The 12,031-nt window shown below is 52.7% G+C and carries 9 protein-coding genes; 3 read left to right on the plus strand and 6 right to left on the minus strand.

What is annotated here, in order from left to right; translation table 11 throughout:
• Positions 1 to 2: 2 nt before the first annotated feature.
• A complete protein-coding gene (locus tag F0P93_RS28010; RefSeq protein WP_150881118.1) occupies positions 3 to 2,123 on the minus strand; it encodes a M3 family metallopeptidase in 2,121 nt (706 codons plus the stop codon).
• Positions 2,124 to 2,376: 253 nt separating this feature from the next.
• On the opposite strand from F0P93_RS28010, the gene F0P93_RS28015 reads away from it, so the two are divergent.
• Positions 2,377 to 2,763: a DUF3244 domain-containing protein gene (locus F0P93_RS28015; RefSeq protein ID WP_150881119.1), complete on the plus strand. Its 387-nt coding sequence runs from the start codon at positions 2,377 to 2,379 to the stop codon at positions 2,761 to 2,763.
• A 57-nt stretch (positions 2,764 to 2,820) separates the two neighbouring features.
• Here F0P93_RS28015 and F0P93_RS28020 read toward each other — a convergent pair whose 3' ends face one another.
• Positions 2,821 to 3,981 carry a hypothetical protein gene (locus F0P93_RS28020; protein ID WP_150881120.1) on the minus strand — a complete coding sequence of 387 codons (1,161 nt, stop codon included), beginning with the start codon at positions 3,979 to 3,981 and terminating at the stop codon, positions 2,821 to 2,823.
• 133 nt (positions 3,982 to 4,114) lie between these two features.
• Here F0P93_RS28020 and F0P93_RS28025 point away from each other — a divergent pair, with 133 nt between their 5' ends.
• Positions 4,115 to 5,353 (plus strand): DEAD/DEAH box helicase, encoded by a 1,239-nt coding sequence (locus tag F0P93_RS28025; RefSeq protein ID WP_150881121.1) that lies wholly within the window; start codon positions 4,115 to 4,117, stop codon positions 5,351 to 5,353.
• A gap of 16 nt (positions 5,354 to 5,369) precedes the next feature.
• On the opposite strand, the gene denD is transcribed toward F0P93_RS28025, so the two are convergent.
• On the minus strand, positions 5,370 to 6,311 hold the full coding sequence (gene denD, locus F0P93_RS28030) for a D-erythronate dehydrogenase (protein ID WP_150881122.1): 942 nt from the start codon (positions 6,309 to 6,311) through the stop codon (positions 5,370 to 5,372).
• A 102-nt stretch (positions 6,312 to 6,413) separates the two neighbouring features.
• Between denD and F0P93_RS28035 the strand changes: the two genes are divergently transcribed.
• Positions 6,414 to 7,151 (plus strand): DUF5958 family protein, encoded by a 738-nt coding sequence (locus F0P93_RS28035; RefSeq protein WP_150881123.1) that lies wholly within the window; start codon positions 6,414 to 6,416, stop codon positions 7,149 to 7,151.
• Positions 7,152 to 7,161: 10 nt separating this feature from the next.
• Here the strand turns inward: F0P93_RS28035 and F0P93_RS28040 are convergent, their stop codons facing one another.
• The 3 genes from F0P93_RS28040 to F0P93_RS31785 all read right to left on the minus strand — a co-directional run bounded on the left by F0P93_RS28040 (position 7,162) and on the right by F0P93_RS31785 (position 12,030).
• A complete protein-coding gene (locus F0P93_RS28040; RefSeq protein WP_150881124.1) occupies positions 7,162 to 7,470 on the minus strand; it encodes a hypothetical protein in 309 nt (102 codons plus the stop codon).
• 66 nt (positions 7,471 to 7,536) lie between these two features.
• Positions 7,537 to 8,691, minus strand: coding sequence for a DmpA family aminopeptidase (locus F0P93_RS28045; protein ID WP_150881125.1), 1,155 nt, complete (start codon positions 8,689 to 8,691; stop codon positions 7,537 to 7,539).
• A gap of 39 nt (positions 8,692 to 8,730) precedes the next feature.
• Positions 8,731 to 12,030 (minus strand): PEP/pyruvate-binding domain-containing protein, encoded by a 3,300-nt coding sequence (locus tag F0P93_RS31785; protein WP_225309679.1) that lies wholly within the window; start codon positions 12,028 to 12,030, stop codon positions 8,731 to 8,733.
• Between the last annotated feature and the right edge of the window lies 1 nt (position 12,031).

A 12,031-nucleotide genomic window follows, 5' to 3' on the forward strand; every position in this document is an offset into this window, starting at 1 on the left:
CTTTATAAAACCTTCAGCAGGCCCCGGCGTCGGAGCAGCGGTTTGATGTCGGGTTCGGAACCCCGGAAATTTTTATAGAGCGTCATCGGTTCGTCGGTACCGCCCTTTTCGAGGACGTTTTTGCGGAACGACTGGGCGGATTTCTGATCGAATAATCCTTTTTGTTTGAATACTTCGAAGGCATCGGCATCCAAAACCGCCGACCAGATGTAGCTGTAATAACCCGCCGAATAACCGCCCGCAAAAATGTGTTGAAAATACGTGCTCCGGTAGCGCGGAGGAATCTGGTCGATTAAACCGATTTTATCCATCGACTGCTTTTCGAAAGCCAGCACATCCGTCGGCACCTCGCCGGGTTTCAGCGTATGGTAATCCATGTCGAGCAGCGACGCGGCCAGGTATTCAGTCGTTTCAAAACCCTGGTTGAACAGACTGCTTTTGTTGATTTTCTCGATTAGCGCATCCGGAATCACCGCGCCGGTTTTGTAATGTTTGGCGTAGAGTTTCAGCATTTGCGATTCCTCCGACCAGTTTTCCATGATTTGCGACGGCAGTTCCACGAAGTCGCGTGGCACCGACGTTCCCGACAGACTGGCGTAGGTGACGTTGGAAAGCAAACCGTGCAGGGCGTGGCCGAATTCGTGGAAAAACGTCCGGGTTTCCTCCAGACTGAGCAAGGCCGGGGCGTCGCCCGACGGGCGCGAGAAGTTGCAGACGATGGAAATCACCGGCGTGATTTTCTGGCCTTTTTCAACTTCCTGCCGCCGAAAACTGGTCATCCACGCCCCTCCGCGTTTGCTGGCGCGCGGGTGAAAATCCATATACAGAATCCCGATGTGCCGTCCGTCGGCTTCTTTCACTTCGTAGCTCTGAACTTCCTCCTGATAGATTGGTAAATCCGTCCGCCGTTCGAAACGCAAGCCATAGAGCCGCCCGGTGAGCATGAAAATGCCTTCGCGGACGTTTTCGAGCGAGAAATACGGTTTGAGCTGTTCACCATCGAGCGCGTATTTTTGTTTGCGGAGTTTTTCGGCATAATACCGCCAGTCCCAACTCGCCAGCTTTTCATTTTTGCCCTCTTTGTCCATCAGCGCCTGCAATTCGGCTGCCTCCTGTTTCGTAACGGGAACGGTTGCAGCCCAGAGTTGATTGAGCAGTTCGCTCACCTTGGCTGGCGTTGAAGCCATGCTTTCTTCCAGCACAAAAGCCGCGTGGTTTTCGTAGCCCAGCAACTGCGCTTTTTCGGCCCGGAGGTCCACCATTTTAGCCATCAGGGCTTTGTTGTCGCGCTCGTCGTTGTGATTGCCGCGTTCGAGATACGCCCGAAAAATCTGCTCGCGGAGCGCCCGGTTGTCGGCATATTGCAAAAACGGCATGATGCTCGGGTTTTGCAGGGTGAAAATCCACTTGCCCTGGGTGTTCCGCTTTTTGGCTTCGTTGGCAGCCGCTTCAACGAGCGAAGCGGGCAAACCGCTGAGGTCTTCCTTTTTGTCGATTACCAGCGTGTAGGCGTTGTTTTCGGCCAGCAGGTTCTGCCCAAATTTCAGGGTCAGGACCGAAAGCTCTTCATTGATTTTCCGCAGCCGTTCCTGTTTGTCGGCGGTCAAAGCGGCTCCGCCCCGCACGAAATTCTTGTACGTTTTTTCGAGCAACCGCTGCTGTTCGCCGGTGAGTTTAAGCTGGTTTCGCTGGTCGTAAACGGTTTTTACGCGCTTGAACAGGGCCGGATTCAGCGCAATATCGTCGCCGTTTTTCGCCAGTTTGGGCGCGATGGTCTGGGCAATTTTCTGAAGAGCCTCGCTGGTGTTGGCGTTGTTGAGGTTGAAAAATACCGTGCTCACCCGACTGAGCAGATCACCGCCCGCTTCCAGGGCTTCGATGGTGTTGGCAAAAGTGGGTGCCTGGGTCTGGCTGGTGATTTTCGCAATGTCAGCCGCCTGCTGTTTGATGCCTTCCTCAAAAGCCGGTTCGTAGTGTTCCGGCTTGATTTTGTCGAAGGCCGGTACGCCAAAAGGTGTGGTATAGGCGGTGAAAAAAGGATTTTCCGCAATGGATTGGCCGTTCACTGGCGCGAGATCCGTCAAAAGCATGGTCGTTATCAGAAGTGTAAGCGTTGATTTCATCGAAGAACGCATTGGTTGGGGTCACTCAAAACTACAGAATCGCCGTGCGAAAGCCAAACGGACATCTTTGTCCGGCAGCGAACAGCACCTGTCCGGCTTCGTACAGTTTGATTTCTGGAGAATGATTTTAATTCATTGATTATCAACATATTAAGATATTGGCACGGCGTTTGGAATACAAGTAACCGAACACGTAAGCAACACCTTTTGAATCATACCCAACAACAACAAATACATAAACGTAAACAACACCATGTTCAATCTCCTGAGTAATCTGATCTGTACCGCGCTATTGAGCGCCCCGGTTTTGAGTGAACCCGCTACGCCCAGCGCACTGCCCTTTGGTGCCAGCGCCTATGTGACTTCCGAAAACAAGATTCGGGTATCCGTCGTAAAATCGGCCGCGGAGCCGGTGACGGTTCTGCTGCGCAACGACAAAAAAGAAATCATTTTTCAGGAAACGATTTCGAAGAAAGAATTGAAATACGCGGCCAAACTGGACATGAAAAATCTGGCTGATGGTGCCTACGAGCTGGAATTCAAGTCGGCTCAGGGCGCCATTCGCAAGCAAGTGAACGTGGCCACTCCGCCGGTTTCCACACCCGCCCGGTCGGTGGTTTTGAACACCCCCGCCGAGTAATACCGTAGAATTAGACAAACTGGAAAACCACCTCCGCACGGCAGAGGTGGTTTTTTGTTATTGTTTTGCCGAAACGGCAATCATCCGGTTGAGTGTCAGAAAGCTGCCATCAGCGGTTTCCATTTCGGTGCGCTGGTTGCCGATCCAGAAACAGGCGTGGTATTTTCCGCCCAGTTCATACGTCCCGCTGTAATAGGGCGTATCCTTGCTTAAAGCCAGGTTTTGACAAAAAGCCCGCGTCGCTCCGTTGGGAACGGGCAGCAGGGTTTCGGTCACGTCGCCGGTTGGACTCACCCGCCAGACGACGGGCAAAAACCGGCGGTAATCGAGAATATTGAGGTGGAGGTGGCCCTGGCGGTCGGTTTGCATTTCGTGCAGCCGCTGCGATGCCGGGTCGACGGGCTGGCTTAGTTGAAACCGGGTGCCGTTTTTCCAGATGGTCGGGGTGGGCGCCGAGCGATCCCGGACGTCGTTCCGTTCACCAGCTATAAAAACACCCTGATCCGACGGCAGAATGTAAAATGAGAGTGATTTGACCGGTCGGTTGTCAATTTCCTGAAACCGGACCGAATCACGCCGATCGACCGTCCAGTGGCCCGGATGAACGACAAACGCGCCATTCTGTTCCAGCACCTGAACCCCGCCCACAAAGAGCTGGTCGTTGTGCAGAGCGAGGTTTCCAGTGCCAAGTTCTCCGCCTTCAACAGCCGTAGGAAATCCTTTGAGAACGATCATCTCAGGTGTCGAATTGCCTTTTATTTTCCAGAGAACCGGCTGTAAATCAATGCTTCCCAGCAAATACAGTGCGCCCTGAAAAAACTGGAGGTCGCGCAATCCGGCTTTGTCAAAGACCAGATGGTTGGGGAGAGGTAGGTCGATTTTGCGGCCGTTCTTCCAGTAGCACGGTTTCATCCGCTCGTCCGCCGGATCGACGTAATACCCGGCAATGTACAGGTCGTTGCCCTGCTTTTGCAGGCCGTAGCAGCCGGTTTCCTGCGCCAATCCCAGTTCCAGGCGGTGCATGTTGTCCTGTTCCCAGTAAACTGCTACGTAGCGACGGGCCTGCAGGTCGAGCAGTTGGCCGGTGGTATAAAGAACGACTGAATCTTTTTCGGCAAGGGGCGTGACGCGGTCGGTGGTCTGGCAACCGGCCATCAACAGGCCCGCCAGCCAGACCACCGTTCCGACCAGGATTCCGTAGTGAGGAAACGTATTCATCCAGTATCTGTTGTTTTTGGAAGATGACTCAGGGGAAGTCAAAAGGGTTGGAACGGTTTTTCAGGAATATTCCCTTTACTTCGCACTTGCATTGGACATGACCAACCACCACCGGAGTCCAGCGTACACCACCATGAAATTCGACGATTATTATATTGCCCCCGATATTAAGCGGAATCTGGAAGGGTTAGGCTTCAAAAAACCGACCGACATTCAGTTTAAATCGATACCGCCGATTCTGAAGGGCGAAGACGTGCTGGCGATTGCCCAAACCGGCACCGGAAAAACGGCGGCTTTTGCCATTCCGGTCGTCAGTATGCTGCATGAACGGAAAAAGCAGAAGCGGGCGGAGGGCATCAAGTGTCTGGTAATGGTGCCGACCCGCGAGCTGGCGTTGCAAATCGCCGGGGTGTTCGAGCAGATTTCCCGGCACATGAACCTGAAAGTGTTTTGTGTTTTTGGTGGGGTGGAGCAGGGCCCGCAGATTGCGCAACTGGAAGCGGGCATCGACATTCTGATTGCGACGCCGGGCCGGATGTTCGATCTGGTGAGCCAGGGCTACATCCGCTTGCAGCGGGTCGAAATCCTGATTCTGGACGAAGCCGATCACATGCTTGATCTGGGCTTTATCAAAGACATCCAGGATTTGATGAAATTCCTGCCCCGCAAGCGGCAAACGCTGTTTTTTTCGGCCACGATCAACGAGAAAATCAAGAAGTTAGCCTATTCGCTGGTGCACAATGCCATCCGGATTCAGATTTCGCCCAAAGATCCGGTGGCCAAAAACATCGACCATTCCGTGGCTTTTGTCGGGATGGACGACAAGCGGTTTTTTCTGGAACGGCTGATTCAGGAACATCCCGACAGCAAAATTCTGGTATTTGTCCGGACGAAAGTCCGGGCAGAACGGGTGTTAAAGGCCCTGGAACGCGTTGGGATCAAGAGCGAAACCATTCACGGTGACAAGGAACAGAAAGACCGCTTGCAGGTGATGAATCAGTTCCGAAGCGGGGAGGTTAAGGTGCTGATTGCCACCGACATCAGTGCACGAGGCATCGACATCGCCAACGTGGATTACGTCGTCAATTATGACCTGCCCGAGCAACCCGAGAACTACGTTCACCGCGTGGGCCGGACGGGTCGGGGAACCCAGAAAGGTCAGGCGTTCTCGTTTTGCAGCCCCGAAGAAAAACCGATCCTCGACGAAATTGAAACGTTTCTGGACAAACCCATCCGCGTCGCCCAGATCGACCAGATCGACTACCAGGAAACCGTCGATGCCAGCAAAGGCGCGCAGTTTGACCTGAAAGCCTTGATGAAGGAAGCGGAGGAACTGCAGTTGGGGCGGAAGAAGCGGAAAAAGAAGAAGTAAAGACTTTTCCAAGTCTCTATTTCTCCGCCAGAAACTGCCGGATAAACCCGTCAAAATCCTGATCTACGGAAAAGCCAAGCTGAAGCGCCCGGCGGTTGTCGACGGCGGTGGGCCAACTGCTGACAATGGCGTGAATGGCGGAATCGGGCCGGAACTCGACCCGGTTTACGGTTTCCCGGTTCGTGTGCCGCTCCAGGGTTTCGAGCATGTCCCGGATGGGAACCGAAATGCCGGGCAGGTTGACCGTCCGCCAGTCGCCGAAGGCGGTGCTTTCCAGCGTGGCCCCATGCAGGAGGTTGCGAATGATTGTGTCCGGGCTGGACACCAACACGGTCAGATCCGGCGAAACGGGGCAAATGGCGGTTTCGCCGTGAATGGGTTCCCGAATGATGCTGCTGACAAACGAAGAGGCCGCCTGATTGGGTCGGCCGGGCCGGACACAAATGGTGGGCAACCGCAGCACCCTTCCATCGACAAAATTTTTCCGGCTGTAGTCATTGACCAGCAACTCCACGATGGCCTTCTGAATGCCGTACGAGGAACGGGGTGTAATGACGGTCCGTTCATCGACCACCGCCGGGAGTTCCCCGCCGTAGACGGCAAAACCGCTGGCAAACACAAACCGGATGCCCGGCTGCTGGTGACGGCAAGCTTCCAGCAGGTGCCGGGAACTGTCGAGATTCACGCTCAAGCCCAGATCGAACTCCTTTTCGGCCTGACTGCTCACCACCGCTGCGAGGTGAAACAGAAGCCCGGTTCTGGACGACACGATGCTTTTGGCCGCGCCTTCTGCCGACAGATCGATCTGCTGGCAACGCACCCGATCGTCGTTTCCCGGATTCGTTGGTAAAATCAGATCGACCAGAAGCAATTCCTCAAAAGCCAGCGAACTGTTCAGGAGTGCTTTGGCCAGCCGCTGACCCAGAAAACCGGCACCGCCGGTAATGATGATTTGCATGGGTTGAAAAAATTGGACAGGCGTAAATAAGCAAACAAGTTCGCATAAAAAAACTATATTTATCCTTGAAGAAAACATAAAAGAGTATAAAGATTCGTCGCCATGACATTGGAAGAGGAGATAGCGATTGTCCGGTTCGGGCAGGGAGTTCTTTCGCATGACGAACTGCTGGCGCATTTCAGTCAACTGGAGGAGCCTAAAAAAAAGAAGCTGTTGTTCAAGTTGTCGTCACTGGTCGATTTTGCCGATCCGGTTGATTCCGATATTGAACAGGCCATTGCGGATTGCCCTCTGAAAGCTACCGATCCGCTGTGCGTCGCCCTAATTATAGACCGGTTCAGGGTCAATCGGATCGGCATGCTGAAAGAAGAGGATCTCGACAGAGCCTACACTTTACAGGCTTATTTGTTTAAAACCGCCTTTCAACGGAGTTACGAGGCCAAAAAAGGCAGCCCCACTCAGTGGTGGTATTGGGATTTGTCGGCCAGTGAGATCGGATCGACCATCCAGACCGCCCATCAGAAGGTAGTGGATGAGGTCTATGATGACCCGGGTTTTCGGGGCGAATTTATGTGCCTGGCCAAACTGTGGAAGGACCACGATGCGATGATGCAGGCCCAATTTCAGGAACCTGTTCTTGTGAATGTAAGCCCCTCCCATTTTCTCAGTTATGATGCGATCATATCCGAGTGGGCGAAGCAAAATCAGGAAGTGGGAAAATTTTCACATGGAATCGCGGCTCTTCGCAACTCCCTGGATCGGGCCCTTTCTGCCAAATATGGATTAAATCCCGCTCAGGCGTGGCGGTTAATCAAAGACGTCATGAAGCGGCATTCGTAAAACCGCCTTTTCAAAACCGTTTTCCGTTGCTGTGTAGTTTGTTGCGGACAATCAGCGGTAGTTCGGTAATGGATTCGATCTCTTCAAGCGGAATGTGGCGGCTGTAATGCGTGACCGCTCCCGTGAAATCATACGGGATAATCGAGAAAAAGCGTCGTTTGCCTTCTAAATAGCTGTAAAAAAGGATCGGGCAGGCCTCCGTAGGCAGCGGATCATACAGTTTGGCGGGCTTAACGGGTGGCTGATCGCCTTTAAGCTGAATGGCAACGTAATGGCTGGAGGAATCCAGATGAAGCGCCCGAAATTCGTCAAGTGTCATGGTTGGATGGAGAATTTAAACTCAAGATAGTGAAAGTCCGATTCGTATTTACTATTTTCAAAGTCATTATTTCCCTTCATTCAGCCGGTTATACTTTTTCAAAACCGCTTTCAGCCGGTCGTGGGGCAGGCCGTATACTTTGTGGTGATCAATGCCTTCCATCGTTTCGGCCGCCACCAGGGCATTCAGAATGGCTTCTTCCGTGGCTTCAACGGTGGCTTTAAAAACCGCATCCAGACTGGATTTATCCACGGATCGGTACGTGGTCGTTTTGGTGTCGGCGTCAAACGCGGCTTTCTGCGTGGAGAAGGCCATGAAAATATCACCCGAACTGTTGGTGCCGTAGGTCCCGGTGCGGGCCAGGCCCATCGTCACCCGCTTGGCCACCAGATTCAGTTGGGAAGAAACGAGTGGCGCATCGGTTCCAACGATGGCGATGATCGAGCCGTCTTTTTCATTGATTACCGGCATCAAATCCGTCACTTCTTTCCCGACCGGAACCCCTGCCATCATCAGATCGTCGCGCCGGCCAAAGTTGGCCTGCACCAGCACTCCCACCGTATAGTCCTGATTACCAATTCGAATCTGTCGCGAAGCCGTGCCGGTTCCTCCCTTGAAACCGTAGCAAACCATGCCCGTTCCTCCGCCGACGTTTCCTTCCAAAACCGTCCCCGAAGCCGCACTTTCCAGCGCCTGGAAGACGTGTTCTTTTTGGATGTGCAAGCCGTTGATGTCGTTTAGCAACCCGTCCCAGGTTTCGCCGACCAGGGGCAAACCGAATGAAAAATCGAGCGCCGTTTTGGTCGAAAACCGCTGGTGACACCACGCGCCGATGGCATCGCGAACCACCCCGACACTGTTGGTGTTGGTGATGCCGACCGGACCAAAACCGGTGCCGTAGTCGTGGAGGTAGGGAATTCCGGTCATTTCGCCGTCGCCGTTGAAAATGAAGTAACCCGCCGGGTAAGTCCGGTCGGTTTTCCCCGTGGGCAGCACCACCGTGACGCCCGTTCGGATCGGCCCTTTCCCCAACACCCATTTTCCGCGGCCCTCAATCCGGGTTTTGTAGCCCACCAGCACACCGGGAACATCGGTGATCGCATTGAATGGACCCGGTTTTCCGTTTAGCGGAATGCCGAGGTCGCGGGCGCGTGGTTTGGAGGCTGGTTGTGCATGAACCGCAGTAGACAACAGCAAAAAGAGCGCGCACCAGGATTTCATAAGACCAAAAAAGTAAGATTCGTGTAGCAATGAACAAATTTAGTCTGGCGTCAGGATTTCTACATACCCTGCTGTGCCATGCACGCGGATTCGTTGCCCATCCTTGATCAGCCTGGTCGCATTCTCCACCCCCACAACGGCCGGTAAGCCATATTCCCGGGCAATAACGGCTCCATGCGTCATCAGTCCACCCACTTCGGTGACCAGACCTTTTATGGAGACAAACAAAGGGGTCCAGCTCGGGTCGGTAAAGGTGGTGACCAGGAGATCGCCCTCTTCCAGATCCGCATCTTCCAGGTTTAAAATAACCCGCGCCCGTCCCTCTACCACCCCGGACGAAACCGCCAGCCCCAGCAGTGCTTCGGGCGACACGCCATCGGGGAGATTTTCCCGCTTATACGCCCCGGCAATGATTTCCCCATCGGAGGTGATCACCCGGGGGGGCGTTAATTTTTCATAGCGTTTATACGCGTCTTTTCGTTTTCGGATGATCTGGTAATCTAGTGTGTGGGTGCGTACGACTTCGCGAAGTTCTTCAAAAGTAAGATAGTAGATAGCTTCTTTTTCATCCATGACGTTCGCTTGTACGAGTTTTTCGGCTTCCTGAAGAAGGGCCTGCTTATAAACGAAATAGCGATTCACCATGCCGTATTTGGGATATTCACGATAACCCATGAAATTCCGGAGCAGGCTGATCCTGCGTTTGGTCTCTTCGGCTTTCTGGGCACCCTCCGGCAGTTGCTTCAATCGATCCAGTAACTCCCGTTCTTTTTGCAACGCGTCCTGTTGCCCCTGCTCAAATTTCCGCTTGCCGGCGCCAGGCTCGAAGTTTTTGATATGATTGAGCAGGGTAGGAAGAAGGATGGCTGGTTTTTCGCTCCAGCGGGTTTTCGTTAGATCAATTTCCCCGGCACATCGCATTCCGTAGTGGCTAAGAAAACCAGTGATCGCGTCCCGGGTTTCCGGCCCACCTTCAAACGTTACCAGTTCATCCCAAAAGGTAGCCTCCTTTAGCTCCGGAAGGCCGGCCCGTTGTAAATGCGCAATAAGTTCGGGGTAAGGCCGAATCACATCGGCAACATCCAATAGCGCCAGACCCATCTCCGACGTAATGTTGTTGGGTACGGATTGCGTAAGCGCATCGGCTGCATTTTTTTCACCCAGCCATGCGTTCATGTTTTGATTGATCCAGGATGACGCATCCATGGCCGTTCGGATCACGTTCAAACTTTCCGGGTCAAATAAACTCTTCTTTAATACCTGAAGATCTTCCAGAATAAAATCCAGTAAACCGACTCCTGATTTCGTTTGGATAGCTTGTTTTAACGCGGCTAGCGATGCTTGACTACGCTGAATCAATTCAGGAACGATAGCGGGATCGTTTTCTGTTTTGGCCTGAAAATCCAGTATAATTTGACTACTTTTTTGGCATTTAAGTAGATAAAAAGGAAAGTTTTCATTCACTTCGGTAATTTCAAACAAGCCGGCGTTGCCAAATTCGGTTTGGATTGATTCCCGGTCATAAAAAAACAGTTGAACCCCGTCGATTATTTCGTACCGATCCTTGCTAATCAATCTGCCTTTGCCATAGGTCGCTGCTGCTTTCGAAATCACGGCAAAAACCATGTAGCCCTTATCCGTCAGTTGATTATAACAGTCACGGATGAGTTTAATCCGTTCATTTCGGTCCAATAAATGAATCAGGGCATAGCAAAATAGGCCATCATACCGGCGGTTATCAAATGGCATATCCGTTACGGAACCATGGTAAATCGTCAGATCGGTTCCGTAGTGTTTCCGCGCCATTTCAATAGCGGTTTTGGACAGTTCAATCCCTGTTACCGCTATTCCGTTGTCTCTGAAAATCTGCGCATTCCTTCCGTAACCGAACCCGGGGATCAAAATGTTTTTCACTGATTTTTCAATAAAAAAATCCTTTGTCAACACCGCCGACCTGGATGGTTCGAAGCCCCACATTTCTTGCTTTTCGATGAAGCTGGATTCCCAGAACTCCGGTTTTTCAGGTTCATGGATCACACTGCCTTTCTGGCTTTTATCAGAATCCGGCTGTTGGATTTCATCCAGCACCGATTGTATCAAATCCCCGCGCTCCACGATGGTCACCAGAGCGGCTTGGATGAGTGGATCGGATTGTCCAAAGGCTTCAATTAATTTCTTTCTGCTGTCGGGCGAAGCGAGGTGGTGGGTGACATCAACAAACAGCCTCCCGCCCGCTATACGCATGGGGGCGGGGGTCGTTAACTGGAAAAAAGACAGTCCCAATGGTTTCAAAACATCGGTCATCATCTGGTTATGCCCGACCGATACATAAAAGCGCGGCCCGTGCCCGGCATTTTCGGCCTCATTCGCTTCCGGAATAGGATACAAGGTCGTGATGGGCCGACTCTGGACACAGTAAAACGTGTCGTCCTCCAAACACCATTCGATGTCCTGAGGGTGGCCAAAATGGTCTTCGATGGTTCGGCCCAGGCGCTCAAGCCGTACAATCTGCTCATCCGTCAGCACTTGCCTGGTCTGCCACGCTGGCTCCATCGCCTGTTCGTTCGTACCGCCTTCTTTCACCGCATAAACAGCCCGTTTTTTGGTGGCGATCTTCTTGTCGATAACCGTGCCGTTACACACTTTATAGAGATCCGGATTCACCAGGCCGGCCACCAGGGCTTCACCGAGTCCGAAACTGGCATCGATGGATACTACCTTCCGGTTGGACGTGACGGGATCGGCCGTGAACAAAACGCCTGCCGCCTGCGGAAACACCATCTTCTGAATCACCACCGCCAGGGACACGATACGGTGGTCGAAACCGTGTTGAAGGCGGTACAGGACGGCCCGCTCGGTAAATAGCGATGCCCAGCACCTGCTGATGGCTCTCAAAATCGAATTTTTGCCGATGATGTTCAGGTAGCTGTCGTGCTGGCCGGCAAAGGAAGCCGTCGGCAAGTCTTCCGCCGTGGCACTGGACCGCACGGCATATGCCTGTGTTTCACCAAGTTGTTCAAGATGTCGGGTAATCTCTTTTTCGATGCTTTCCGGAATCGCTGTTTCTTCGATCGTCTTTCGGATTTTTGCACTGGTTTCGCTAATGCCGTTCCTGTTATCGGCTTGTAGAAGAACCAACTGATCCAGCAGGGATTTAAATGATTCGCTGGTCCCGATCATTTCTTGATATGCTGCCGTCGTTACGCAAACCCCCCCGGGCACCCGTACACCCTCGATCCTGGATAGTTCCCCCAGGTTTGCGCCTTTGCCGCCGACCATCTCGGTTTTTGTTTGATCGATTTCCTGAAAATCAAGTAGATAAGTAGGCGTGTTTTCCATT

It is taken from the genome of Larkinella humicola, from assembly GCF_008727875.1.
Taxonomy (GTDB): domain Bacteria; phylum Bacteroidota; class Bacteroidia; order Cytophagales; family Spirosomataceae; genus Larkinella; species Larkinella humicola.

What these genes read in the sequence shown, in the direction of transcription:
- F0P93_RS28010 (WP_150881118.1), bottom strand. Translation starts at nt 2,123, where the DNA reads ATGAAATCAACGCTTACACTTCTGATAACGACCATGCTTTTGACGGAT.
- F0P93_RS28015 (WP_150881119.1), top strand. Translation starts at nt 2,377, where the DNA reads ATGTTCAATCTCCTGAGTAATCTGATCTGTACCGCGCTATTGAGCGCC.
- F0P93_RS28020 (WP_150881120.1), bottom strand. Translation starts at nt 3,981, where the DNA reads ATGAATACGTTTCCTCACTACGGAATCCTGGTCGGAACGGTGGTCTGG.
- F0P93_RS28025 (WP_150881121.1), top strand. Translation starts at nt 4,115, where the DNA reads ATGAAATTCGACGATTATTATATTGCCCCCGATATTAAGCGGAATCTG.
- denD (WP_150881122.1), bottom strand. Translation starts at nt 6,311, where the DNA reads ATGCAAATCATCATTACCGGCGGTGCCGGTTTTCTGGGTCAGCGGCTG.
- F0P93_RS28035 (WP_150881123.1), top strand. Translation starts at nt 6,414, where the DNA reads ATGACATTGGAAGAGGAGATAGCGATTGTCCGGTTCGGGCAGGGAGTT.
- F0P93_RS28040 (WP_150881124.1), bottom strand. Translation starts at nt 7,470, where the DNA reads ATGACACTTGACGAATTTCGGGCGCTTCATCTGGATTCCTCCAGCCAT.
- F0P93_RS28045 (WP_150881125.1), bottom strand. Translation starts at nt 8,691, where the DNA reads ATGAAATCCTGGTGCGCGCTCTTTTTGCTGTTGTCTACTGCGGTTCAT.
- F0P93_RS31785 (WP_225309679.1), bottom strand. Translation starts at nt 12,030, where the DNA reads ATGGAAAACACGCCTACTTATCTACTTGATTTTCAGGAAATCGATCAA.